Genomic DNA, 24460 nt, shown 5'->3' with positions numbered 1-24460 from the left:
ACTGCTCCCCTCATGGTGCGCGTGCTCTTCTCGTGTGGCGGCTGGTGCTGTCTTGCCGACGCGCGTGCCGCGGTCACGAGGCGACCGCCGTGTCCGGCGACGCGCCTGGCGTGCTCGGCAGGCGGACGGCGACGGTTCCGGTGACGTGGGCACCGAGGCCGTTCGTGCCCCGCACGGCGATCTCGACCCGGCGGCCCTCGTCCGTCTTGGCCGTCACCGCTCCGGTCAGCACCATCGTGTCGCCGGGGTGGTTGGGGACGCCGAGACGGACCCGGATGGCCTCGACGACGGCGGCAGGGCCCGCCCACTCGGTCACGTACCTGTCGACGAGTCCGTTGCTGGTGAGGATGTTCATGAAGATGTCGCGGGAGCCGCGCTCCCGTGCCAGGTCAGGATCGTGGTGGACGTCCTGGTAGTCCCGGCTCGCCAGTGCCGTGGCGACGATGAGCGTGCGGGTCACCGGAATCGACAGGCCGGGAAGCACCTCGCCGACACGCACCTGCTCGTACGTCCTGGTGCCGTGCGCCGTCACGAGGCCGCTCCCCCGTGTGCCAGCTCCTCACCGAGCCGGAAGAGGTCGGCGCCCGCGCCGCCCAGGGTCGTCGCCAGCTGTCTGCCCCACAGGAAGTGGCGGTGCACCGGGTAGTCGATGTCCACCCCGATGCCGCCGTGCACGTGCTGGACGCGGTGGACGACGTTCGCCCCGCCCTCGGTGGCCCACCACTTGGCGACCAGCGCGGCCCGCGTCGCCCCTTCGCCGTCCTCCAGCGCGGTCACCGCCTGCCAGAGCGTCATCCGCATCGCCTCGATGTCGATGTAGCAGTCGGCCAACTGGTGCCGGACGGCCTGGAAGGTGGCCAGCGGGCGCCCGAACTGCTCACGCTGGGCGAGGTGGCCGGCCGCGTACCGCAGCGCGCCTTGCGCCACGCCGAGTTGTACGGCGGCGAGGGCGACACTCGCGAGGTCGAGGGTCCAGGGCACCGCTGCGCTGCCCGGGTCGCCCACCGCTTCGGCGGCGACACCGTCGAGACGGAGGTGGGCGCTGAGGTCGTGACTGGTGGTCTCGGCCTCCTCCCACGTGAGGCCGGCCGCGTCGGCCGCGACCAGGAAGAGGCAGGGCCCCGCGCCGGTGGCGGCCGCGAGCAGCACATGCCCGGCGCCGCCCGGTGAGGGCACGGCGGCCTTGGTGCCGCTGATCCGCCAGCCGTCCGCACCGTGGGTGGCCGTGGTCAGCGGCGCGCCGGGCTCGGCCGGTCCGAACTCCTCCAGGGCCGGCACGATACGGGCGCTGCCGTCCACGGCTGAGGGCAGCAGCGTCGCACGCTGCCGCGCCGAACCGTGTGCGGACACCGCCATGGCGGCGACGAGCGCGGACCACAGCGGGACGGGCGCCACGCACCGCCCCTGTTCCTCCAGCAGCAGGCAGAGCCCGGCGGGGCCGAGACCCGCGCCACCCGCCTCCTCGGGCAGTACCGCGCCGATCAGGCCGGCCGCCGCCAGGTCGTCCCAGAGCTGCTGGTCGACGCGGGTCGCGGACGTCTCGACCGCCCGCAGCCTCTCCGCGCCTGCGCGGTCGGTGAAGATCTCCCGCGCCAGTTCCCGTACTGCTTCGAGCTCTTCTCCCAGGGAGAAATCCATTCAGCTCTCCTCCGTAGCGGCGGGCCGGAACACCGGCAGCGACAGGTCGGGGTCGGCGTCGAGCCAGTCGAGGACGAGGGGCATCCCGATGCGCGCCTCCTCGGGTGCGACGCCGTCCAGGTTGGCGATCAGCCTGGTGCCCTCGGCGAGTTCGACGACCGCGACGAGAAGGGGGTAGGTGAAGGCCGGGTGCCGGGGATGGTGGTTGACCACGTAGCTGTAGAGGTGTCCGCGTCCGCAGGACTCGACGGTGTCCCATCGGAGCGAGGCGCACTCCGGGCAGCAGGGCCCTGGCGGGTGCCGGAGCGCGCCGCAGGAGGCGCAGCGCTGGATCACCAGCCGGTGTTCCTTCGCCGCCTCGAACCAGAAGGCGTTGTCCCGGTTGACCGCCGGGCGGGGGCGCCGCGCCGGGGGCTCGGCGCCGGGCTGAGCGGCCGATCCCCCCGTGCTGCGCTCCGCGCCCGTCCGCCCGGCCTCCCGCGGGCGGAACCGCAGGGTGCGCCAGCGTTGGGTGGCGACGAGACCTCCCGCTTGGTCGCGGTAGGTCTTCACGGTGGTGACGAAGCGTCCAGCGCCGAGCGCGGTCTTCTTCTCCGGGGAGATGGACTCCACGGTCTCCTGGATGGCGATGTGGTCTCCTGGCACCAGCTCGCGCCGGAACTCCAACTCGGAGTCGGTCGCGACCACCGAGGTGTAACCGCCCTCGTCCAGCAGCGCGACCAGGTCCGCGAACCCGCCAGGGGCGGTGTCCCGCGCGGCCGGTGAGACCGTGGCCGCGTAGCCGCGCATCGTCCACGCCTGCACCATCGAGGCCGGCGCGACCACCCCAGGCCGTCCCGTGGCGCGGGCCGCCCGCTCGTCGGTGTAGACCGGATTGCGGTCACCCATCGCCTCGGCCCAGTGGCGGATCATCGGCTGGTTGACCGGGTCCTGGCCCGGGGTGGGGCCCGTCACCTCGCGCCCGACGAAGGCCCGCAGGCGCTCCTCGTAGGCCTCGCTGACCGGGCTGCTCGCCGCGTCCGCGGCCCGGCACGCGCCGTTCGTGGTGCTGCTCGCCGCGTCCGCGGATCGGCTCGTCCCGCTCACCGGTCACGCCCCGCTCGGGGCAGGCCCAGGCCCTGGGTGGCCACCATGTCGCGGAGGACTTCGTTGACGCCGCCGCCGAAGGTGTTGACGATGCCCTGCCGGGAGAGCTGCTCGACCTGGCCCGCCAGCACAGCGCCCGGCGACCCGGGCCTGATCCTGCCGGCGGCGCCCAGGATCTGGCTCAGGCTCCGCTGCACGGCGATGTGTGTCTCGGTGCCGTACGTCTTGGTCGCGCCGGCGTCGGCGCCGGTCAGCGAGTTGTGGGCGACGGCGTCGGTCATCTTCCAGTTCATCAGCCGCATGGCCTCGAGCCGGGCGTAGGAGTGCGCGAACTCCCTGCGGACCCAGGCGTGTTCGAGGACTCCGCAGGCCTCGGCCCAGGCCCGTACCTGCTCCCACAGCTGGATCATCCGCCCGCCCAGCGCCGCGAGGCCGACGCGCTCGTGGTTGAGCTGCGCCGTCATCAGCCGCCAGCCGCCGTCGACCTCGCCCACCACGTCACGGGCCGGGACCCGGACGCCGCTGTAGTAGGTGGCGGTCACGACCATGCCGCCGACGGTCTTGATGGGGCTCCAGGAGAAGCCCGGTGCTTCGGTGGGAACGGTGAGCACGGAGATACCCCGGTGTCTGGGCGCGTGCGGATCGGTGCGGGCCGCCAGCCAGATGTAGTCGGCCGTGTTGGCGCCGCTGGTGAAGATCTTGCTGCCGTCGACGACGAAGGCGTCGCCGTCCCGCACCGCGCGGGTGGTCAGGGAGGCCAGGTCCGTGCCGGCGGCGGGCTCGGTGTAGCCGATCGCGAAGACGAGGTCGCCGGAGAGGATGCCGGGCAGGAAGCGCTGCTTCTGCTCCCGCGTCCCGTGCTCCATGAGGGTCGGCCCGACGGTGTTCACGGTGACGAAGGGGAACGGCAGTCCCGCGCGCTGCACCTCGTCGAAGAAGACGTACTGGTCCGCCACCGGGCGGCCCTGGCCGCCGTACTCTCGTGGCCAGCCGATGCCGAGCCAGCCGTCGGCACCGAGCCGCCCCACGATCTCGCGGAAGCGTGGGCCGCCGACGCCCTCCTCGCCGGCCCGGCGGCGCTCGTCCTCGGGCAGCAGGCCCGCGAAGTAGGCGCGCAGTTCGCGCCGCAGCTCACCTTGCGCGGCGGTCTCGCGCAGTCGCATGTGGTTCTCCCGTTCTCCACGTGTGGTCGCCGCCGGGCGCGGCCGTGCCTGTTGCCAGGGGCTTCCGGGCCGCCGGCCCGCCGGCCCGTCGGCACCGGGTGGGGTCACCCCAGGAAGCGCCCTCGTCCGCCTGCCAGGAACTCCTCGCGCAGCGCGGCCTTGTCCTCCTCGCTCATCGGCGCGTAGTCGGGCCGGCCGCGGCCCGCCCAGCGGTGGACCGCGTCCTCGGTGCGCCAGCCTTCGAGCTGCATCTCCTTCTTGCGCAGCTTGCCCGATCCGGTGGCGGGCAGCGCGTGGGAGACACGGACGAAGCGGGGCACGCCCTTGGGGCCGAGATCCTCCTGGGCGGCCAGGAAGTCCGGCAGCCGCAGGTCCTCGAAGCGCGTCCCCTCGGGGATCTCGACGGCGGCCATGACCTGGTCGCCCGAGCGCGGGTCGGGAACCCCGAAGACCCCGGCGGTGACGATGAGGGGATGCCTGCGCAGGACGCGTTCGGTCAGCAGCGCGGAGGTGTTCTCCCCGTCGACGCGGATCCAGTCGCCCGAGCGGCCGGCGAAGTAGAAGTAGCCCCACTCGTCGACGTAGCCGAGGTCGCCGGTCCAGTACCAGCCGTGGCGCACGCGCTCGGCGTTCGCCGCGTCGTTGTTGTAGTAGCCCTCGAAGCGGGCGGCGCCCTCGGTGTCGACGATCTCCCCGATGGCCGCCTCCGGGTTCGTCACCCGGCCGTGCTCGTCCAGCCGGGCGGGCGGGCACGTCTCGCGCGTGGTGGGGTGGACGATCCGCACGCTCGCGCGCGCGGGCACACCGAGCGTGCCCGCCGGGCCGCCGGACGCCCGTTTGAGCAGGCCGCCGCCCTCGCTGGAGCCGTAGCCCTCGATGAGCCGGCAGCCGAAGCGGCGCAGGAACGCCGCCCTGTCCTCGGGCGAGGCTTCGGTGCCGAAGGCGTGCGTCAACGGGTTGTCGCCGTCGGTCTCCTGCTCGGGCTGCGCGAGGACGTAGGCGATCGCCTTGCCCACGTAGGTGAAGAACGTGGCGCCGAAGAACCGCACGTCCGCGAGGAAACCCGAGGCCGAGAACTTCGGTACGAGGGCGAGGGTGGCGCCCGCGGCCAGTGCGGGTGCCCACAGGGCCATCAGCGCGTTGCCGTGGAACAGCGGCATCGGGCAGTAGCACACGTCGTCCCGTCCGACGTGGTACTTGGCCGCGTTGGCGTGCCCGAGCGCGGCCAGCCTGCCCTGCGAGCAGATCGCCGCCTTGGAGGCGCCGGTCGTGCCCGAGGTGAACAGCAGCAGCATTCTGGTGTCGGGCGTGACGGCCGGATCGCGGGCGGGCACACCCTCGGGTGCCCGCGCGTGGGCGGCCAGCCGGGCGGTGTAGTCCGGTTCGTCCACGACCAGGAACCGGTCGGGGGCCACGCCGATGTCCAGCCCGTCGAGGAGTCGGAGTCCGGCCCGGTCGGTGACCAGGAGGTGGCAGTCGGTGTGCCGCACCTCCTGCTCCAGGTAGGCGCCGCGCCTGGTCGGGTTGATTCCGACGACGGTCGCGCCGCTGAGGGCGGCGCCACCGAGCCAGAAGACGTACTCGGGCACGTTCTCCAGCAGGACCCCGATGTGGAAGGGCCCCTCGGTGCGCAGCGACCTGGCCAGCGCGGCGCGTGCCGCGCTCTGGGTGACGACCTCGTCCCAGGTGAAGTTCCGCTCGCGGGTCAGCAGTCCAGGACGGCGGTCGCCGACGCGGGCCAGGAGAAGGTCGGCGATGGTCTCGTGTGGCACTGTCCGCCCCCTCACCCGGTGATCGGGGTCGCGCCGCCCGCGGCACGGTCGCCGGAGTCGTCCACCAGGACGCAGCGGATACCGCCGTGGAAGGAGACCATGCACTTGTTGCAGTGGATGCACAGCGACGGTGTCGCGGCGTCGGCCTCGATGCGGTTGACCAGGTCGGGTTCGCGCAGCAGCGCGCGCCCCATGGCGACGAACTGGAAGCCCTCGCGCATGGCCAGGTCCATGGTCTGCCGGTTAATGATGCCGCCGAGCAGGATCAGCGGCATCTCGACGGCGGCGCGCACCTGCCGGGCCTGCTCCAGCAGGTAGGCGTCCTCGTAGGGGTAGCTGTGCAGCACCCGGTTGCCGACGAGTTTGACGCCCGTCTTGACGGGCTGGGGCATGACCTGGGCGAACTCGCGCAGCGGCGCGTCTCCCCTGAACAGGTACATGGGGTTGAGCAGGGAGCTGCCGACGGTCAGCTCCACGGCGTCCAGCGAGCCGTCGCTCTCCAGCCTGCGGGCGACGGGTATCGCCTCGTCCAGCCAGAAGCCGCCGGGCACGCCGTCGTCCATGTTCAGCTTGGCGATGACGGCGATCCGCTTGCCGACGGCGGCGCGCACCGCGCGGGCGATCTCGCGGGGGAAGCGGGCGCGGTTGTCCAGGCTGCCCCCGTACTCGTCCTTGCGGTGGTTGACGCGCGGGCTCAGGAACGAGCTGGCCAGGTAGTTGTGGCCCAGGTGAATCTCCACGGCGTCGAACCCGGCCTCGACGGCCATGGTGGCGGCCTCCGCGTGGTTGCGCACGATGCGCTTCAGGTCGCCGCGGGTGGCCTCCCTGGCGAAGCTGAGCGTCGTCTTGTGGAAGTGCCGGCTGGGCGAGAGGGCGGGGGCGCCGTTGGACTTCGGGTTGGCCACGGGACCGGCGTGGCCGATCTGCGCACAGACGGCGGCGCCTTCGGCGTGGACGGCCTCGGTCAGCTTGCGCAGCCCAGGGAGGGCCGCGGGCCGCCACAGGATCTGGTGCGCGCCGGTTCTGCCCTCGGGGGCCACCGCGCAGTAGGCGACGGTGGTCATGCCGACCCCGCCGGCCGCGTGCCTCACGTGGAAGTCGATCAGCTCCTGGGTGACCAGTCCTTCGCGGCTCAGACCCTCGTAGGTGGCCGCCTTGATCGTGCGGTTGCGCAGCGAGACGGGGCCGAGCTGCGCGGGAGCCAGTACGTCCGGATTCCCGGGCGCCTGGTGCGCTGTCTGGTTCAAGGGAAACCTCCGTTCGCCCACCGGTCCTGGTGGCGATCCGGACGTTAGGCATCCGAGCCGCGCAGGACCGGTGCACTCCCGCTGACCGGGAGCGGCGGAACGGCCGTTTCCCGTCCTGACCCGGGCCGCCGCTCGCCGGTGGCAGCGCGTCAGTCGAAGTTGGCCTGTCCGCCGTCGAGCGGCACCGTGGCCCCTGTCAGGTAGCGGGCGTCGGGGCCGCAGAGCATCACGACGGCGCGTCCGATGTCCTCCTCGCAGTCACCGACGTAGCGCAGCGGTATGGAGTCGCGGAAGGCCTCCGCCTCCTCGGGGTTGGCCGCTTCCCACCTGAGGTAGCCGGGCGAGGTGGCGTGCGGCGCGATCGCGTTGACCCGGATGTTGTCGGTGCCCCACTCTCCTGCCGCCGTGCGGGTCAGGGAGCGGAGCGCGGTCTTGGCCGCCGCGTAGGCACCGTAGGTGCGCAAATCCCAGCGGACCATGGCCGAGCTGACCAGGTTGACGACGACGCCACCGCCGCGCCGCTTCAGGTGCGGGTGGCAGGCCTTCATGAACGCGAAGGCGGCGAACGGGCCGCTGTCGAACCCGCGCCGGAAGTCGGTGTCGCTCATCGACAGCAGGGGCCCGTAGACCCCGCTGTAGGCGTTGTTGACGAGGATGTCGACGCCGCCCAGGCGGTCGGCGACCTCCGCCACCAGCTCCGGGGCGCGGTCGGTGTCCGCCACGTCGCAGCTCAGGGCCTCCGCCCTGCCCCCGCGCTCGGCGACCAGTGCACAGGTCGCCTCCAGTTTCCCGGGGGTACGCCCGAGGGCGGCGATCGACGCTCCCTCGCCGGCGAGCGCGAGGGCGATGCCCTGCCCGACGCCCGATCCCGCACCGGTGACGATCGCGACCTTGCCCTGCAGATGTCCCATCCCGCTCCTTCTTCCCTCGTCCGTGGGCGCTGTCCTTCGCCGGGCGAGGCTCCGGAATGGCGTGCCGGGCGCCTCGCCACGCCAAGTCTTCGGCCGCGCCGCGCCTCGCCTGGGGCCGAGTCCCACTCAGCGGGGGAAGCGGGCCGCGGGGACGGGCCCGGGTCCCGGTCACCGGGAACCGGCTGGTTCCCGCGGGCGCGACGAGAAAAATGACGCGCACACCACCCACCCCGGCGAGAGGGAGGCCCATGAACGCGGCAACGGAGCAGCAGGAGTCGGCCGCGGACCTCGTGCGACGGCTGACCGGGCCCGGCGGCGCGTTCGAACTTGTCGAGGAGGACGTGCTCGGCTCCCGGATGCGGGTGTTCGCCCACCGGGCCGGTTCACTGGCCCAGGTGGTGGCCGACTCGGTTCGGCACGGTGACCGCGACTACCTCGTCACCGAACAGACGCGCGTCTCCTTCGCCGAACACGCCCGCCGGGTCGCGTCCCTGGCGCGCGCTTTCCACGACGAGTTCGGAGTGCGCCAGGGCGACCGGGTCGCGATCCTGGCCGCGAACGAGCCGGGCTGGATCACGGCGTTCTGGGCGACGGTCTCGCTCGGCGCGATCGCGGTCGGCTACAACTCGTGGTGGTCGGCCCGCGAGGTCGCCTACGCGATCGGCCACACACGGCCGGCCCTCGTCGTGGCGGACGAGCGGCGGGCCCCGCTGGTGGACGACTCCCGCGTACGCCTGCTGACCCTCGCCGACGACGTCGAGCGGCTCTCCCACGCGTACCCGGACGCGCCCTTGCCCTGCCCGCACATCGACGAGGACGACCCCGCCGTCGTCGTCTACACCAGCGGTACCTCGGGCCGCCCCAAGGGCGCCGTGCACACGCACCGCAACCTGCTCGCGGTGATCGACTACCACCGCCTCAACGACGCCGTGTCCGCCGAGCTCGGCGATGCGGCGAGCCCGGCGGTCCGGCGCCATCTGCTGGCCCTGCCGCTGTTCCACATCGCGACCCTGCACAATCTCGCCGTCCCCCAACTCGCCCTCGGCGGCACCGTCGTCATGCACCAGGGACGGTTCGACGTGGACCGGGTGCTGCGCCTCATCGAACGCGAGCGGGTCACCAACTGGGGTGCGGTGCCGACCATGGCGCACCGCCTGATCGAACACGGCGGCCTGGAGCGGTACGACCTCTCGTCGCTGTCGGCGTTCGCCCTCGCCTCCGCGCCCTCCTCCCCGGCCTTCCACGAACGGCTGCGCCAGGCCCTCCCCGTCGCCCGGCGGTCGCTCGCCAACAGCTACGGGCTCACCGAGTCGGCGACCGGCGCGACGCTGGCCACCGCGGCCGACCTCGCCGAGGCGCCGGAGACGCTGGGCCGCCCCAACATCACGGTGCAGCTGGAGATCCGCGACCCGGTCGGGCGTGCGCTCCCCGAGGGCGAGGAGGGGGAGATCTGTCTGCGCAGCCCGTTCAACATGCTCGGGTACTGGGAGGACCCCGAGGCCACCGCGCAGGCGATCCGCGCGGACCGCTGGCTGCACACCGGTGACATCGGCGTGCTGGAAGGGGGCCGCATGAGGCTCACCAGCCGCCGCTCCGACCTGATCGTACGCGGAGGCGAGAACGTCTACCCCGCGGAGATCGAGGAGGTGCTGGCCGAGTGCGAGGGGGTGCGCGAGTGCGTGGTCCTGGGTGTGGCGCATCCGGACCTCGGCCAGGAGGTGGGCGCCGTGGTGGTGGCCGACGGAGGCTCGGGCGTGACGGCCGACGGCCTCACCGCGTTCGCCCGGGAGCGGCTCGCCTACTACAAGGTGCCGGCCCGCTGGCGGATCACAAAGGACCGTCTGCCGCGCAACGCCACCGGGAAGATCGCCCGCCATCTCATCCCCCCGTTGTGACGCCTTGCGCCGTCGTCCCGCACCGGCCATGACCAGAGCGCCCCGCCCGGAGATTCCGGGCGGGGCGCTCTCGTCGTGCAGCGGATCCGCTCAGCGGGGGCGCGGCACCTGTTTGGCGATGAACAGGCCCTCTGTCGTCACGCAGTCGCGACCGCCGGCCGAGAGGGCACCGATGGTGCGGATCTTCCTGCCGTCCACGGAGACCTGCCGCCCCGAGACGGTCAGCGGTTCGAACAGCGGGGCCGGCCTGTGGTAGCGGACGGTCAGCTCGGCGGTCATCCCGACCAGGCCGGCCCAGTGGTTGGCGACTCCGAGTGTGTGGTCGAGCAGCAGCGCCGAGACGCCGCCGTGCACGCATCCGGGCGGCCCCTGGTACGGCAGGCCGAGAGTGAGGGTTCCCGCCACGGAGCCGTCCTCGTCGCCGGTCAGGCGCAGCGGCGGTGCGAGCGCGTTCTCGGGTCCGGTCACCGGGTCGTGCCGGGTGATGCCGTCACCGCGCCACATCTCGACCAGGCGTTCCTCGCGGGCAGGTGCCTGGTCCTCCAGGCCGTCGGCGACCGCGTGGAGTTGCTTGGCCACCCCGGTCATGTCGGCGTCCGTCCCGTCGCCGGCTCGCAGCAGCGCGTCGACGACCCGGCGGGCGGCGGCGACCGCCGCGTCGACCCCGCCCTCGCGGGGCTCGGAGACCAGCTGAGCGGGGCGCGTCACGCCGGGCGTGCCCGCCGTGCGGGTGGGCTCTTGGTGGGGTGCGGCGCTCACGCGTTCACCACCGCGGTGGCGTGGGTGAGCACGGGTGCCTCGTCGCGCTCGGGGCAGGTGGAGCGCAGCAGCAGCCTGTCCGCTTCCCGCCACACCGCCGTGCGGAGGGTCTCCCCGGGGAAGAGGACGCCCGCGAACCGGACGGACAGCGACGCGAGCCGTCTCACGTCCCCGTCGAGCACGCCCTCGGCGAGCGCCGCGCAGACCAGCCCGTAGGAGGCGAGGCCGTGCAGGATCGGCCGGTCGAAGCCGGCCGCGCGGGCGGTCTGCGGATCGGCGTGCAGCGGGTTGAGGTCGCCGTTGAGCCGGTAGAGGAGGGCTTGCTGCGGCACGGTCGGTGTGTCCACCACGAGGTCGGCCCCGCGGTCGGGGACCGACCAGGCCTCCTCGGGGCCCGACTCCGACGAGAAGCCGCCCTCGCCGCGTGCCCAGATCCGCATGGTCTCCGTCCACAGCGGTGCGCCCCCCGGGTCGCGGGCGGTCGACTCCCGCACGATCAGCGCGGCCTTGCCCTTGTCCCACACCTCGGTGACGCGGGAGCTGACCGTGGCCGAACCGGCCGCCGGCAGCGGGCGGTGCACCACGAGACCCTGGCCGGCGTGGAGGATCGCGCGCAGGTCGATGTCCACTCCGGGCATGTCCCAGGACGCGTCCGGACGTTCACCGGACGACACGCCCGTGCCGGCGACCATCGCGAAGGTGGGCAGGACCGCGAGCCCGCGTTCGTAGGTCAGGTGCGGCTGCGGTCCTGTGGCCGGGTCGGATCCCGCGCCGAGGCTGAGGTGGTAGAGGAGGACGTCGCGAGTGGTCCAGCTGATCTCGCGCACGGAGGGGGGCGCGTTCAGCGCCTTGTCCCGGTCGATGGGCATGGTCGGCCTTTCTTCTCACGCACGCGCGGGGGCGGGCTCGGGATCGCGCGCCAGCCCGAGCAGGCGCTCCGCGATGATGTTCAGCTGCACCTCGGTGGTACCGCCGGCGATCGACATGCAGCGGGAGTTGAGGAACATCCAGGTGGCGTCCTGGCGCGGGCCCTCGCCGGTCAGCGCGGCGCTGCCCGACCAGTCCATGGCGGTCTCCCACACCTGTTGCAGATGCTCGACGCCGACGAGTTTGGCGATGCTGGCCTCGGCGCCCGGCTGTGCCCCGGCGACCGAGCGCAGCGTCGTCCGCAGGCCCAGCAGACTGCCGGCCTGGGCGTCGCACAGGATGCCGCCGAGCGTTGTGAGCCGTTCGTCGTCCATCTCGTGCGGCCGGTCGGCGGCCCGCTCCAGCAGGGCTTCGCCGCCGGAGCCGAGGGAGGAGTCGTGGGAGAGGGCGACGCGTTCGTTGGCCAGCGTGGTGCGGGCGAGTTTCCAGCCGTCGCCCGGTTCGGCGACGAGCATCGCGTCGGGGACGAACACGTCGTCGAGGAAGACCTCGTTGAACTCGGCCTCGCCGGTGATCTGCCGCAGCGGGCGGATGTCGATGCCGGGCGAGGCCATGTCGAGCAGGAAGTACGACAGGCCCCTGTGCTTGGGCGCTTCGGCGTCGGTGCGGGCGAGCAGGATGCCCCAGTGGGCGTCGCGCGCCATGGACGTCCACACCTTCTGCCCGGTGATCCGCCAGCCGCCGTCGGTCTTGACCGCGCGGGTGCTCAGCCCCGCCAGGTCGGAGCCGGCGCCCGGCTCGCTGAACAGCTGGCACCAGGTGAGGTCGCCGCGCAGGGAGGGCCGCAGGAACTTCTCCCGCTGTGCCGCGTCGCCGTGCGCGATGAGGGTGGGCACCACCCAGCCGCCGATGATCATGTCGACGGCGGTCAGTCCTGCTTGCCGCATCTCCTCGCCGATGACCAGTTGGGCGACGGCGTCGGCCCCCTTGCCCCACGGGGCCGGCAGGTGCGGCGCGGTGTAGCCGTGGTCGGCGAGGTGGTCGAGGCGCTCCTTGCCCTCCAGTTCGCGGGCCGCCCGCAGTTCGGCGCGGACTTCGGCGCGTACGGTCTCCGCCTCGGGCGGCAGCTCGATGCCGAGGTGGCGGCGGACGCCCTCCAGGGTGAGCCGGGAGACGCGGCGGCGCCACCGCGCGGTGGGGCCGAGGGCGAGACGCAGGGTCTGGGCTCTGCGCAGGTACAGGTGCGCGTCGTGCTCCCAGGTGAAGCCGATGCCGCCGAGGACCTGGATGCAGTCCTTGGCGGTGGCGAAGGCGGCGGCCACGCTGGTGGCGCCGGCGACCGCGGCGGCGAGCGAGGCCTCGCGCGGGTCCTCAACGGCGCCCGGGTCGGCCGAGCGTGCGGCGTCCCAGGCGCAGGCCCTGGCCTGCTCGGCGTCGGCGAGCATCCGGGCGCAGCGGTGTTTGACGCCCTGGAACTGGCCGATGGGCCGCCCGAACTGCTCCCGCACACGGGCGTACTCGGCGGCCGTGGTCACGGCGCGGTCGGCGATGCCGGAGGCCTCGGCGGCGAAGAGGACCGCGGCCAGGTCGAGCGGCGTCCTCGCGTCGAGGGCCAGGACGTCCTCGTCCTGTACCGCCACGTTCCGCGCGGATATCCGCGACGAGCGGCGCGTCAGGTCGTGGCTGCGGAGGTCGGTGGTCTCCACCCGGCCCCGCGGCAGCAGCACCCACGCGGTGGTGTCGCCTTCCTGGGCCGCCAGGACGAGGATGTCGGCGACGTGTCCGCCGATGACCAGTTCCGACTCGCCCGTGAGCAGCGCCCGGCCGTCCGGCGAACGGGTCAGCGTCAGGGTGCCGGGCCGCAGCCCCACGGCGCCCGTGGTGGTGCCGTCGGCGAGCCCCGGCAGATGGGCGGAGTGGCCGGCGCGGGAGAGAACCGCCGAGGCGAGCACGGTCGGCAGGAAGGGGCCAGGGGCCACGGCACGGCCGAGTTCCTCGAGAACGACGGCGAGTTCGGTGAGCCCGTATCCCGCGCCGCCCGTGTCCTCGGGCAGGTGGAGGCCGAGCAGGCCCTGGTCCGCGATCCCCCGCCAGTAGGGGGGAAGCGTCTCGTGTTCGGCGTCCACGGCCTTGCGGACGACGTCCTGGGTGACGTGCCGGGCGGTGAACGCGCGGACGGAGTCGCGCAGGTCGCGGTGTTCTTCGGTCAGTCCGATGGTCATGGGTCTCAGATCCGTTCGATGATCGTCGCCGTCGAGTGCGCTCCGCCGGCGCACATGGTGACCAGCGCCGTCGACGTGTCGCTCCGCTCCAGTTCGTGGAGCGCCTGGGTGAGCAGCCGGGCGCCGGTCGAGCCCACCGCGTGGCCGAGGGCGATCGCGCCGCCGTTGACGTTCACCTTGTCCATGTCGGCTTCGTGGGCCCTGGCCCAGGACAGCACGACGGAGGCGAACGCCTCGTTGATCTCGACGAGGTCGATGTCGTCCAGCGTCATCGCGGCCTTGCGCAGGACGTGTGCGGTCGCCTCGATCGGCCCGTCGAGGTGGTAGTAGGGATCGGCGCCGACCATGCCGGAGGCGACGATGCGGGCGCGGGGCCGCAGCCCCAGGCGGGCGGCGCCCCGGCGGCTCGTCAGGAGCACCGCGGCCGCTCCGTCGCTGATCTGCGAGGAGTTGCCCGCGGTGTGGATGCCGTCGGGGACCACCGGCTTCAGCCCGGCGAGCGCTTCGGCGGTGGTCTCGCGCAGCCCCTGGTCGCGGGTGACGACGGCCGTCTCCCCCGTGGGTCCCTCGGGGCCCGTCACGGGGGCGTGGACGTCGACGATCTGGCCGTCGAAGCGCTTCTCCTGCCAGGCGCGGGCGGCCCTGCGCTGGGAGGTCAGGCCGAGCGCGTCGGCCTCGGCGCGGGTGATGCCGCGGTTGCGGGCGATCCGTTCGGCGGCGGTGAACTGGTCGGGCATGTCCAGCGACCAGCTGTCGGGCACGGGGACGCCGGTGCCGGGCGTCTGCGCCTGTCCGAGGAAGACCCGGCTCATCGCCTCGACGCCGCAGCCGACGCCCACCTCGATCGCGCCCGAGGCGATGAGCCCGGCGACCAGGTGCACCGCCTGCTGCGAGGAGCCGCAGGCGCAGTCGATCGTGGTGCAGGCGGTGGTGTGGGGCAGGCCGGTGTGCAGCCAGGCGGTGCGGGTGACGTTGTTGGACTGTTCACCGGCCTGGGTGACGCAGCCTCCGACGACCTGCTCGACCTCCCGGGGTGCGACGCCGGCGCGCTCCAGCAGCTTCTGCTGTGTCAGGCCCAGCAGTTCGGCCGGGTGCAGTCCCGACAGGACACCGCGGCGCCGGCCGACCGGGGTGCGTGCGGCTTCGACTATGACGGCCTCGGCCATGGTTCTCCGTAACGTGTGAGGCGGCCCGCGGGGGCCGGGTGGGTGTGGTGCGCTCCCCCAATAACTAGAATTCGTTCTTCTTTTCGGCAACGCCAGTCCCACTGAGTGGCCGCAGGCCCGCCCCGGAGACTCCCCGAGCCGGCCCCCACCCGGCGCCCGGGCCACGCTCGACAACCCGGTGCCTCAGAACCTGTCCCGGCCCCTGAGGGTCGCCTCCGCGCCTCCGTCCACGTACATCACCTGGCCCGTCATGTGGGTGTTCTCCGCGCTGATCAGCCACCGCAGAGCCCGCGCGATCACCTCGGGCTCGGCGTACCCGCCCAGCGGCATCGGGACCGCCTCGTCGACGCTCTTGCGCTGCTCCTCGGTCATCGCGTGTGCCGCGTGCATCGGGGTGAGCACCACCCCGGGTGCCACCGCGTTCAGCGGGATCCGCGCAGCGGCCCAGTCGTCGGTGAGGCAGACACCGCGCATCCAGCGGGCCAGCGCGGCCTTGGAGGAGGGGTAGATCCTGTTGCCCTCGCCTCGTGCGGCAGCGGCGGCCGCCGCATCGAGCGCCTCCGCCTCCCGATGCGCGAGGCAGGCGTCGACGACCTCGGGCACGGTCGCCGCGGTGCCCGCGATGGAACCGACGAGGGCGGCCCGCGGGGCCCGCGAGGCGGCCAGTGCGGGACGCAGGCCCGCCAACAGCTCGGTGACGCCGAAGAAGTTCACCGCGACGGTGGCCGGGCGCGTGGCCGAGATGCCCGCGCAGGCCACCACCGCGTCCAGCGCGCCCCCGGTGCGCTCCAGCACCCTCTCGACGGCCTCGGAGCGCCCGGTGGCGGTGGAGAGGTCGGCACAGACCTCGACGTCCTTGAGGTCGATACCGACGACGTCGTCCCCCTGCGTCCGCAACAGCGTGGCGAGCGACTTGCCGATGCCTGATGCCGCCCCGCTGACGGCGATACGACGTGTCATGCGTGTGCTCTCCTCCTGGGTGATCGGCCGGTCCCGCCGCCAGCGCGGGGCCGGTCAGGTGTGCGAGCCGCCGTCGGCCCGGATCTCGGCGCCGGTGAGATAGCCGCCGTCCCCGGAGGCCGCGAAGGCGATGACTGCGGCGATCTGCTCCGGGTCGGCCGCCCCGAACAGTGACCTGATCCGCTGGTAGTAGCCGGTGTCCAGCGCGGCGGGCAGCACGTCCCCGCCCGCCGTCAGGGGCGTGGCGACCGAGCCGGGCGAGACGGGAACGACCCGGATGCCCCGGTGCGCCACCTCGGACGCCAGGCACAGCGAGAACGCCAGCACCGCGCCCTTGGAGGCGGAGTAGGCGCTCATGTACGGGTTGCCGTGGGTGGCCGCTGACGAGGCCACGTTGACGATGACGCCCCGCTCGTCGGGCAGGTGGCGCAGCGCCTCGCGACAGAAGAGCGCGGTCCCCACCGCGTTGACGGAGAACAGCCGCTGCATGTCGGCCACCGTCAGCGTGTCGATGGGGGTCGTCCTGTGCAGCCCCGCGACGTTGATCAGGACGTCGATACCGCCGAGCCGGCGGGCGGCCGCGGCGACGGCTTCCACCACCGCGCTCTCGTCGCTCACATCGGCCACGTGCGTCACGATCCGGCCGGGGCCCTTCGCCGCCGCCGCGGTCTTGGCGAGGCCGCTCGGGGACAGGTCGACCCCGAAGACGGCGGCGCCCTCCTCCACCAGACGGAGCGCGGTGGCACGGCCGATGCCGGACCCGGCACCGGTGAGCAGGACGCCGACACCCGCGAAACGGTTCATCCACGGTCCTTCGTAGGAGGGCTGGAGCAGGGCGGCTGACGCTATGCGCCGCCGAAGCGCCGGGCGGGCCGCGTCCCACTCAACGGAAGCCGGCGCCCGGGCTGCTCCCCGCGCCCCGCCGCGCGCCGCGCATCGCCCTCGGTGCTCTCCACGCCCCGGGTCAGCCCGGGGTGGCGTCCGCTGCCGCCACCCCCGCCTTCCGGCCGAAGAAGGTGCCGTCGCCCAGTGACGTACCGCTGATGTAGCCCTCCCCGTGGATGCCCGAGCTGGCCCGGCCCGCCGCGTACAGGCCCGGGACCGGCGCTCCGGCCACGGTCAACACCGCTCCCTCGACGGTGGTGCGCAGCCCTCCCAGCGTGAAACCGGCCGCTCCCGGACCCGTCCCCGCGCTGTTCCGCTCCCCCGTCGCGAAGCCGCTGCGGGGGTCGAGCGCCGCGAAGGGCGGCTTCAGCGGACGCAGCCACGCCGGATCCTTGTGGAAGTACGGGTCGGCTCCCCGCTCGGCGTGGGTGTTGTACGTGCCCACGGCCGACTCCAGGGCGCCGGCGGGCATGCCGAGGTCCGCCTCAAGGGCCGCCAGGTCCTCTTCGACGAAGCGCGGGAGCACGCCCCAGCGTTCCGCCTCGGGAACGGCCTCGTAGCCCTCCTCGTCGACGATCACCCAGTAGGGGCCTGGCTGCGTGCGGTGCGCGGCGACGCTGAACAGGCCCGGGTAGACGTCCTCGTTGACGAAGCGCTGCCCGTGCGCGTTGACCAGCATGCCGCGCACGGCCATGGCCGGCAGCGCGGTCATCGCGATCTCGGTCACCGCCATCCGCCGGGTGGCCGCGCCGATCGCGGCGGCCATCCGGATGCCGCTGCCGTCGTCCAGGCCGTCGCTGACCCTGCCCAGCCCGAGGAGCAAGGGCGCGTGGTCGGCCAGCATCTCCTCGTTGTCGGCGAAGCCCCCGGTGGTCAGCACGACGGCCCTGCGAGCGCGGAGGGCCAGCTCCTCGCCGTACTGCCTGGCGGTCACTCCGGCCACCCGCCCGTCGCCGTCCACGATCAGCGCGGTGGCCACGGTGTCGGTCCGCGTGACGGCGCCCGCCTCGCCGGCCGCCGCCGTGAGCTCGTCCATCAGCAGCCGGCCGCCCCACCAGTTGGTGGCGGGGCGGTGGCCGCGCGGGACGGGGCGGGCGAGCGTGTTGTAGGGCCAGGCGTTCTCGCCCAGCCACATCAGCCCGTCCGTGGACGGCGGCATCCAGGTGGGTGAGTCCCACAGGCTGTGGTGGAAAGTGACGCCCAGGTCGGTGAACCACTCGAAGTGCTCGACGCTCTCGTCACAGTAGACGCGCAGCTTCTCCTCGTCCGCGTGCGGGCCGAGGGCGGCTCGGAGGTAGGCGAACATGTCGTCCGCGGTGTCCTGGAAGCCGCACGCGCGCTGCACGGGCGTCCCGCCGCCCAGGTAGAGCTCGCCGCCGGAGAGTGCCGAGGAGCCGCCGGGGCCGCCGGCGCGCTCCAGGACCGTGACCTCGGCGCCGGCACGGGCCGCCTCGTAGGCCGCCGCGGCGCCGGCGCATCCGAAGCCGACCACGAGGACGTCGGTGACGTGGTCGTACCGGCTCACGGAGGCGGCGGGGACCGGCGTCACCGGCCACGCACCAGCGCGGCCGCGCGGCGCACCACCGCGCGGCGCCCCGGGATGCTCCGGCCGGGGGCGCGCGTCCGCCGGCCGGACCCCGCTCACCGGCCGGCCTTTGGCGGGGTGAACGCAGCCAGCGGCTGCGACCCGGACCAGTCGTGGCCCCAGTAGCTGTCCGCGGTGATCTCCTCCGCGGTGTAGTGCGCCTCGTCGACGAGCATGCCCTCGGTGCCGTACTCGATGTCCCAGCCCCCCGGCGCCCGGACGTAGAAGGAGACCATCTTGTCGTTGGTGTGCCGGCCCAGGGTGGAGGAGAGCGAGAAGTCGAGCCGTGCCACGTTGTCGAGCGCGCGGCCCACCGCGTCCAGACTGTCGACCTCCACCATCAGGTGCACCAGGCCGGGCTCCTCGCCGTGCGGTGCGGGGCACAGGGCCAGGCTGTGGTGGCGCTGGTTGACGCCCACGAAGCGCACGCGGCGCGGCGGGGCGTCCGCTTCCTGTCCGCCCAGCCTGATCCCGCCGCGCGGCAGGAATCCGAGGACCTCGGTGTAGAAGGCGACGGTCTCCTCCATGCGCGTCGTCGGCAGGACCACATGCCCCATCCCCTGGCCGCCGGTGACGAAGGTCTGCCCGAGCCCGGTCAGGACGGGGCTGTGGTCAAGAACGGGGCCGAAGAAGACCTCGACGGGGACGCCCGCGGGGTCGTCGAAGGTGACAGCGGCCTCCACTCCGCGCTCGTCGGCCTCCTGCTGCGTAAGCTGCTTGACCGCCGTGCCCGCCTCCTCGACGGCGCGGCCGACCGCGGCCAGGGCGAACTGGTCGCGCACCTCCCAGCCGACGGCCTGCACCCGGTCGGTGTCGCCCGGCAGCACCGCGAGCCGCGCCCGCCGCTCGTCCATCCTCAGATACAGCCCGTCCGGGTCGGGGCCGGAGCCCTCGGCGAAGCCGAGCGCCTCGACGGTCAACTGGCGCCAGCGGTCGATGTCCCGGGTCTGCACCCGCAGGTAGCCCAGTCCTCGGATGTGCGTCATGTGTGCTCTCCTCACGTGCTGTTCGTCCGCGCTTTCCGCTTCTGGTGCGTGCCCGCGGCCGCCTTGAGCGGCCACGCCGTCCCGGAGCCGCGACCACCAGGCTTGTCCTGCGGCTCCGCTCCCGGCAGGGGTGCCACCTCCCGCAGGGTGTGATCCGCGGGTGGGTTGGTGGCTTGTGGGGGCACCTCCCGGCTGGAGGCCGGGAGCCGCTAGATCATGGAGCGCATCGGCCCCTGCGGCGGCTCGACACCGATCTGCGTCAGCGCCGCGACGTGAAAGACGGCTCCGGTGACGTGGATGGCGTGTGCGAGGCCGGTGTGCGCGTCGCGCCAGAACCGCTGGATCGGGTTGTCCATCCGCATGGCGTTGCCGCCGGAGCGTGCGACGATCTCGTCGACCGCGCGGACGGCCCGCCACGCGGCCCTGGCCTGGGTGCGGCGGCCCACAGCCCGCCGGTCGAAGGAGACCTCCTGGCCGGCCGCCACCATGTCGTGGAGCCGGCAGATGTTGTCCAGCAGCGCCGACCGCGAGGCCGCGATCTCGGCGGCCGCCTCGCTGACCGCGTAGAGCACATAGGGGTCGTCCTTGACCGCGGTGCCGGTGATCTGCACCCGGTCGCGCTGGTAGGCGAGGTGGTGGGCGAGCGCGCCCTCGCAGATGCCGATGACGGACGCGGTGATGCCGAGCGGGAACGCCGCGGAGAACGGCAGGTGGTACGTCGGGTTGGTCAGGCCCGCCTCCCTGGCGAGCCGCCCGTCGACGACCTTGTCGTAGTCGATGACACGGTGTCCGGGGACGAAGGCGTCCCGCACGACGATGTCCTTGCTTCCCGTTCCCCGCAGGCCGACCACGTCCCAGGAGTCGTCGACGATCTCGTAGTCGGCGCGCGGCAGTATCACGTGCATCGAGCGCGGCGGGTTGAGCCGGTTGCCGTCGCTGTCGGCCAGGAAGGCGCCCAGGAAGATCCAGTCGCAGTGGTCCGTGCCCGAGGAGAACTGCCAGTGCCCGTTGAAGACGTAGCCGCCGTCGACGGGGCGCAGCAGCCCCATCGGCGCGTAGGGCGACGCGATCCAGGTGTCGGGGTCCAGGCCCCACACCTCCTCCCGCACGCGGGGATCGGCCATCGCCATCTCCCACGGGTGGACGCCCACCACGCCGGTGACCCAGCCGGTCGAGCCGTCGCAGGCGGCGATCTTCATGACCGTCTCGGCGAACTCGCGGGGGTGCGCCTCCAGACCGCCGTGCGCCTGCGGCTGGAGCATCCGGATGGCGCCGGTGTCCCGCAGGACCTTCGCGGCCTGGTCGTCCAGCCGGCCGAGCGCCTCGTTGGAGGTGCCCAGCGCGCGGATCTCCTCCGCACGTTCGGTGATCGCGTCGAGTACGGGGTTCGGCATGCGGCTTCCCTCTTCCGTGCGGAGGTTCTTGTGCGGAGGCTTGGGTGCGGTCCCCGGCCGGGGACTGGGGTAGCGGTGCGGCCGGGGCTCGGGGGCGGGCCGGCAGCGGGGCTCGTGTACGGAGGGCCGTCCTCACCCGTCGTAGGTGATCTTCAGCCGTTCGGTGCGCGGACGGGCCTGGCAGGCGAGGACGAGGCCGTCGGCGAGATCGCGGTCGTCGAGGACCTCGTTGCGCGCCATCTCCACCTCGCCGTCGAGGAGCACGCACGCGCACGCGCTGCAACTGCCCTCCCGGCAGGAGAAGGGAGCGTCCAGACCGGCGTCGAGGAGCACGTCGAGCAGCGCCGTCTCCCGTGGGCAGTCGACGGTGCGCGTCTCGCCGTCGAGCTCGACCTCCACTGTGCTGCGCGGCCCGCCGGGATCGAGGTCCGGCTCGGGCTCGGCGAACGGGTCCCCGGTCAGCGAGGAGAAGCGCTCCATGTGCAGCCGGTCCGCGGGCACACCGAGGCCGCTCAGCGTCGCCGCCGCCGACTCCATGAAGGGCCCGGGCCCGCACAGGAACACCTGACGGCCGGCGTACGGCCGCGTCAGTGCGCGCAGACCCGAGGGCGTCGGCAGGCCCTGCACGGACTCCAGCCAGTGGATGACGGTGAGCCGGTCGCCGTACTCGCGGGCGAGCGCGGCCAGTTCGTCGCGGAAGATCACCGCGTCCTCGTCCCGGTTGGCGTAGACGAGGGTCACGGAACCCGCTCCCCCGTGCAGAGCGGACGTGAGAATCGACATCACCGGGGTGATGCCGCTGCCCGCGGCCAGGAGCAGGAAGTCGCTGTCGAGCGAGTCGGGGGTGAACGTCCCCGCGGGGCGCAGCACTTCGAGGGTGTGGCCCTCGACCACGTTGTCGCAGATCCAGTTGGAGCCGTATCCGTCCGCCGTGCGCTTGACGGTGATCTTCGGCTTCTCCTCGCGCAGCGGGGAGCTGCACAGCGAGTAGCAGCGGGCCGTCGAGCCGTCCCGTTCGGAGGGCACCCGGACGGTCAGGAACTGACCCGGCCGGTAGCCGAACTTCTCGGGCGGCACGCCGATCGGCTCCAGCACCAGCGAGTGCGCGTCGGGGGTCTCACGGATGACCTCGACGACGCGCACCGTCAAGGGGGTGGGTCGCCCCATGTTCTACTGCCTTTCTTGTCGGGACGCGCCCTCGCCGGGACGCGGCCTCGTCGGGAGGCGCCTCGGCGAGGCGTCGGCCGGCGAGACGCTCAGCGAGGTCCGCGGCCGGCCAGGTCGCTCACATCGCCGTCCCCCGTGGCGCGGCGTGCGGCGGCGTCGCGTGCGGCGATGTATCCGAAGACGAGGGAAGGGCCGATGGTGGCGCCGGGGCCCGCGTACTCGTTGGCCATCACGGAGGCGGAGGTGTTGCCGGTCGCGTACAGGCCCTCGATGCCTGAGCCGTCCTCACGCAGCACCCTGCTGTGCTCGTCACAGACCAGACCCCCCTTGGTGCCCAGGTCGCCGACCTCGATGCGCACGGCGTGGAACGGCGCCCTGTCGATCTCGTCCAGGTTGGGGTTCTTCAGCGTCGGATCGCCGTAGTAGCGGTCGTAGGCGCTGTCACCGCGGTGGAAATCGGTGTCCTTCCCGGCGCGGGCGAAGCCGTTGAACCGCCGCACGGTCGCGGTCAGTTCCTGGGCGGGGACGCCGATGCTCCCGGCCAGCTCGGCCAGGGAGTCCGCCCGGTGGGCGAGGCCCGTCTCGTAGAAGGCCTGGGGGAACGGCATGCCCGGCAGGACCTGTGCGAAGGGGTAGCGGGCGCGGGCCTTGGCGTCCATCACGAACCAGGCGGGCACGTGTTTGCCCGCGAGCTGGTCGTGGACGAAGTTGGTGTAGGGCGCGGACTCGTTGGTGAAGCGCCTGCCCGCGCGGGAGACGATCAGGGATGGCGGGATGCACCGCTCGGAGACCAGCGGGATGGTCGCGCCCGAGGGGTGGCGCACCGAGGGCATCCACCAGGCGTCGTCCATGAAGTCCACGGCCGCGCCGAGACCGAGCCCGGCGAGGATGCCGTCGCCGACGTTCTCCTGCGCCCCGGCGCTGTGGTTCTCCCTGCCGCCCTCGGGAAGATACCGTTCGCGCAACTGCTGGTTGTGGTCGAAGCCGCCGGTGGCCAGCAGCACTCCGTTCCGCGCGCCGATCCGCACGGCGCTTCCCTCACGTTGGGCGACGATGCCCGTCACCCGCCCGTCGTCGTCGGTGACCAGCTGCGTCATCGCGGAGTTCAGCCACAGGGGGATGCCGGCGTCCTTGAGGGCCATGCGCATCCGGGCCACGAGGGCGCGCCCGCCGGTGGCCATGTGGCGGCGGCGGACCAGGTTGGAGGAGACGCGCCAGGCGGCGACCACGGAGGCCCAGCGGCCCCGCCAGGTGCGCTTGACCATCGCCAGGTCGTGGTAGTCCTTGCCCGTCACCCAGAGGCCGAGCGGGCCCTTGAGGCTGTTGGGCCGCTGGTACTTCTCGTCCTCCCCCAGCTCGCGGGTGTCGAAGGGTACCGCCTCCACAGACCGGCCCAGCGGGCGGCCGCCCTCCAGTTCGGGGTGGTAGTCGGCGTAGCCCTTGACCCAGAAGAAGCGCATCCAGCGGCTCGCGCCCAGCAGCCGCATGGCCTCGGGCCCGTGGTCGACGAACGCGTCGAGCCGGGCGCCCGGCACCCGGCCCTCGGTGAGCAGGTCGAGATAGCGGCGGACCGATCCGCGGGAATCGTCATGGCCTCGGGCGCGCAGCGTCGGGTTGTTGGGGATCCAGATGCCGCCGCCGGAGATCCCGGTCGAGCCGCCGTACATGGCGCCCTTCTCGACCACGACGGTGGATAGACCGCTGTCCGCGGCGGTCAGCGCCGCCGTCATGCCTCCGGCGCCGCTGCCGACCACGAGGAAGTCGACCTCGTGGTCCCATCCCGCGGCGGTGCCGGCGCTCACGCCGTCTCCTCGCGGGTGAGGAAGGCCAGCACCGCGCTCTCCCAGGCCGCCTTCTGCTCGATCATCACCCAGTGGCCGCAGTCGGGGAAGGTGTGCAGTTCCGCGCGGGGAATGGTCCGCATCGGGAGGATCGACATGTCCAGGGGGCTGACGCGGTCGTCGCGGCCCCAGGTGATGAGGGTCCTGGCCCGCAGCTTGTGCAGCATGGCCCAGTAGGGCGCCTCGTCGGACGCCGCCGCGGCCCTGGCGCGAGCGGCGAAGGCGGCGCTGCCGTACATCGCGCGCGCGTTCTCGAGCGCCTGCGGATCGGTGGCCAGCCGCCACCGCTCCTCGATCAGCTCCTCGGTCACCAGCGCGGGGTCGTACACCATCGAGTGCAGCCACCTGACCAGACCCTCACGCGTGGGGTTGTCGGTGAACTCGGTCAGCAGCCTGATGCCCTCGCCCGGGCCGGGGCTGTAGAGGTTCCGGCCGATGCCGCCGATGGTCACGAGCCTGCGGACCCGTTCGGGGTCGTCGAGGGCGAACCGGGTGCCCACGATGCCGCCCATGGAGTTGCCGATCACATCGACCTGCCGCAGCCCCAGCCCGTCGAGGAACCGTGCCACCGTGGCCGGCGCGGTGACCATCGGGTGGCCCTCGACCGGATCGCTGACGCCGAAGCCCGGCAGCTCCAGCACGAGGCAGCGGAAGTGCCGGGAGAACGCCGCGAGGTTGCCGCGGTAGTTGCGCCAGCCGGTGACGCCGGGGCCCGACCCGTGCAGCATCAGCAACGGCGGCCCGTCGCCCGCCTCGTGATAGCGCAGCACACCCTGGTCGGTGGCCAGCTCGCGCGAGGTGCTCTCGTAGCTCAGTTCCGCCATCGCCCCTGCCTTCGACGTCCCGATGGGTACGGTTGTGGAACGTAGACAGCGGCTCGGTTCCGGTGCGGGTCACATCCCGATCAGCGGGACGT

Annotated in this window: 20 protein-coding genes; 1 reads left to right on the top strand and 19 read right to left on the bottom strand. The window is 73.0% G+C overall.

All coding sequences use genetic code 11. The annotated features are described in order from the left end of the window. Nucleotides 1-73: 73 nt before the first annotated feature. From MMF93_RS31750 to MMF93_RS31720, 7 genes are all read right to left on the bottom strand, one after another. Nucleotides 74-532, bottom strand: coding sequence for a MaoC family dehydratase (locus MMF93_RS31750; RefSeq protein WP_242756623.1), 459 nt, complete (start codon nt 530-532; stop codon nt 74-76). Next, nucleotides 529-1638, bottom strand: coding sequence for an acyl-CoA dehydrogenase family protein (locus tag MMF93_RS31745; protein WP_242756622.1), 1110 nt, complete (start codon nt 1636-1638; stop codon nt 529-531). The genes MMF93_RS31750 and MMF93_RS31745 overlap by 4 nt, the downstream gene beginning before the upstream one ends. Beyond that, nucleotides 1639-2724 (bottom strand): bifunctional MaoC family dehydratase N-terminal/OB-fold nucleic acid binding domain-containing protein, encoded by a 1086-nt coding sequence (locus MMF93_RS31740; RefSeq protein WP_242756621.1) that lies wholly within the window; start codon nt 2722-2724, stop codon nt 1639-1641. It abuts the gene before it with no gap. Then, nucleotides 2721-3887 (bottom strand): acyl-CoA dehydrogenase family protein, encoded by a 1167-nt coding sequence (locus MMF93_RS31735; RefSeq protein ID WP_242756620.1) that lies wholly within the window; start codon nt 3885-3887, stop codon nt 2721-2723. The genes MMF93_RS31740 and MMF93_RS31735 overlap by 4 nt, the downstream gene beginning before the upstream one ends. A gap of 104 nt (nt 3888-3991) precedes the next feature. Then, entirely contained in the window at nt 3992-5659 is a 1668-nt protein-coding gene (gene casI, locus MMF93_RS31730; RefSeq protein ID WP_242756618.1) for a steroid-22-oyl-CoA synthetase, read from the bottom strand. Nucleotides 5660-5670: 11 nt separating this feature from the next. After that, nucleotides 5671-6906, bottom strand: a complete 1236-nt coding sequence (locus tag MMF93_RS31725; protein WP_242756616.1) for an NADH:flavin oxidoreductase — start codon at nt 6904-6906, stop codon at nt 5671-5673. 149 nt (nt 6907-7055) lie between these two features. Next, nucleotides 7056-7817: an SDR family NAD(P)-dependent oxidoreductase gene (locus MMF93_RS31720; RefSeq protein ID WP_242756615.1), complete on the bottom strand. Its 762-nt coding sequence runs from the start codon at nt 7815-7817 to the stop codon at nt 7056-7058. 248 nt (nt 7818-8065) lie between these two features. Between MMF93_RS31720 and casG the strand changes: the two genes are divergently transcribed. Then, nucleotides 8066-9712, top strand: a complete 1647-nt coding sequence (gene casG / locus MMF93_RS31715) for a steroid-24-oyl-CoA synthetase (protein ID WP_242756613.1) — start codon at nt 8066-8068, stop codon at nt 9710-9712. A gap of 90 nt (nt 9713-9802) precedes the next feature. Here the strand turns inward: casG and MMF93_RS31710 are convergent, their stop codons facing one another. The 12 genes from MMF93_RS31710 to MMF93_RS31655 form a co-directional block, all read right to left on the bottom strand. Then, on the bottom strand, nt 9803-10471 hold the full coding sequence (locus tag MMF93_RS31710; protein WP_242756611.1) for a PaaI family thioesterase: 669 nt from the start codon (nt 10469-10471) through the stop codon (nt 9803-9805). Next, nucleotides 10468-11340 (bottom strand): MaoC/PaaZ C-terminal domain-containing protein, encoded by an 873-nt coding sequence (locus MMF93_RS31705; RefSeq protein ID WP_242756609.1) that lies wholly within the window; start codon nt 11338-11340, stop codon nt 10468-10470. Before MMF93_RS31705 ends, MMF93_RS31710 begins: the two co-directional genes overlap by 4 nt. Before the next feature lie 15 nt (nt 11341-11355). Beyond that, nucleotides 11356-13560: an acyl-CoA dehydrogenase family protein gene (locus tag MMF93_RS31700; RefSeq protein WP_242756607.1), complete on the bottom strand. Its 2205-nt coding sequence runs from the start codon at nt 13558-13560 to the stop codon at nt 11356-11358. 5 nt (nt 13561-13565) lie between these two features. Further along, nucleotides 13566-14726, bottom strand: coding sequence for a steroid 3-ketoacyl-CoA thiolase (locus MMF93_RS31695; RefSeq protein WP_242756605.1), 1161 nt, complete (start codon nt 14724-14726; stop codon nt 13566-13568). Between the two features lie 183 nt (nt 14727-14909). Continuing rightward, nucleotides 14910-15686 (bottom strand): SDR family oxidoreductase, encoded by a 777-nt coding sequence (locus MMF93_RS31690; RefSeq protein WP_242756603.1) that lies wholly within the window; start codon nt 15684-15686, stop codon nt 14910-14912. A 54-nt stretch (nt 15687-15740) separates the two neighbouring features. Next, nucleotides 15741-16490, bottom strand: a complete 750-nt coding sequence (locus MMF93_RS31685) for an SDR family NAD(P)-dependent oxidoreductase (RefSeq protein WP_242756601.1) — start codon at nt 16488-16490, stop codon at nt 15741-15743. A 160-nt stretch (nt 16491-16650) separates the two neighbouring features. Further along, nucleotides 16651-18120: an FAD-dependent oxidoreductase gene (locus MMF93_RS31680; RefSeq protein ID WP_242756600.1), complete on the bottom strand. Its 1470-nt coding sequence runs from the start codon at nt 18118-18120 to the stop codon at nt 16651-16653. A gap of 92 nt (nt 18121-18212) precedes the next feature. Continuing rightward, nucleotides 18213-19142 carry a VOC family protein gene (locus MMF93_RS31675; protein ID WP_242756598.1) on the bottom strand — a complete coding sequence of 310 codons (930 nt, stop codon included), beginning with the start codon at nt 19140-19142 and terminating at the stop codon, nt 18213-18215. Between the two features lie 209 nt (nt 19143-19351). Continuing rightward, nucleotides 19352-20536 (bottom strand): acyl-CoA dehydrogenase family protein, encoded by a 1185-nt coding sequence (locus tag MMF93_RS31670; protein WP_242756596.1) that lies wholly within the window; start codon nt 20534-20536, stop codon nt 19352-19354. Between the two features lie 132 nt (nt 20537-20668). Then, nucleotides 20669-21703, bottom strand: a complete 1035-nt coding sequence (locus tag MMF93_RS31665) for a ferredoxin--NADP reductase (RefSeq protein WP_242756595.1) — start codon at nt 21701-21703, stop codon at nt 20669-20671. Nucleotides 21704-21792: 89 nt separating this feature from the next. Then, nucleotides 21793-23505: an FAD-binding protein gene (locus MMF93_RS31660; protein WP_242756594.1), complete on the bottom strand. Its 1713-nt coding sequence runs from the start codon at nt 23503-23505 to the stop codon at nt 21793-21795. Continuing rightward, nucleotides 23502-24368: an alpha/beta fold hydrolase gene (locus MMF93_RS31655; RefSeq protein WP_242756593.1), complete on the bottom strand. Its 867-nt coding sequence runs from the start codon at nt 24366-24368 to the stop codon at nt 23502-23504. Before MMF93_RS31655 ends, MMF93_RS31660 begins: the two co-directional genes overlap by 4 nt. Nucleotides 24369-24460 lie beyond the last annotated feature (92 nt).

It is taken from the genome of Streptomyces tubbatahanensis (genome assembly GCF_022699385.1).
Lineage (GTDB): Bacteria > Actinomycetota > Actinomycetes > Streptomycetales > Streptomycetaceae > Streptomyces > Streptomyces diacarni.
The sequence above is the reverse complement of the archived record's forward strand: the minus strand, read 5'-3'. Positions and strand labels throughout refer to the sequence as shown.

Coding starts and splice junctions, on each gene's coding strand:
- MMF93_RS31745 (WP_242756622.1), bottom strand. CDS start 1,638: ATGGATTTCTCCCTGGGAGAAGAGCTCGAAGCAGTACGGGAACTGGCG.
- MMF93_RS31735 (WP_242756620.1), bottom strand. CDS start 3,887: ATGCGACTGCGCGAGACCGCCGCGCAAGGTGAGCTGCGGCGCGAACTG.
- MMF93_RS31720 (WP_242756615.1), bottom strand. CDS start 7,817: ATGGGACATCTGCAGGGCAAGGTCGCGATCGTCACCGGTGCGGGATCG.
- casG (WP_242756613.1), top strand. CDS start 8,066: ATGAACGCGGCAACGGAGCAGCAGGAGTCGGCCGCGGACCTCGTGCGA.
- MMF93_RS31705 (WP_242756609.1), bottom strand. CDS start 11,340: ATGCCCATCGACCGGGACAAGGCGCTGAACGCGCCCCCCTCCGTGCGC.
- MMF93_RS31700 (WP_242756607.1), bottom strand. CDS start 13,560: ATGACCATCGGACTGACCGAAGAACACCGCGACCTGCGCGACTCCGTC.
- MMF93_RS31695 (WP_242756605.1), bottom strand. CDS start 14,726: ATGGCCGAGGCCGTCATAGTCGAAGCCGCACGCACCCCGGTCGGCCGG.
- MMF93_RS31690 (WP_242756603.1), bottom strand. CDS start 15,686: ATGACACGTCGTATCGCCGTCAGCGGGGCGGCATCAGGCATCGGCAAG.
- MMF93_RS31685 (WP_242756601.1), bottom strand. CDS start 16,490: ATGAACCGTTTCGCGGGTGTCGGCGTCCTGCTCACCGGTGCCGGGTCC.
- MMF93_RS31675 (WP_242756598.1), bottom strand. CDS start 19,142: ATGACGCACATCCGAGGACTGGGCTACCTGCGGGTGCAGACCCGGGAC.
- MMF93_RS31670 (WP_242756596.1), bottom strand. CDS start 20,536: ATGCCGAACCCCGTACTCGACGCGATCACCGAACGTGCGGAGGAGATC.
- MMF93_RS31665 (WP_242756595.1), bottom strand. CDS start 21,703: ATGGGGCGACCCACCCCCTTGACGGTGCGCGTCGTCGAGGTCATCCGT.
- MMF93_RS31655 (WP_242756593.1), bottom strand. CDS start 24,368: ATGGCGGAACTGAGCTACGAGAGCACCTCGCGCGAGCTGGCCACCGAC.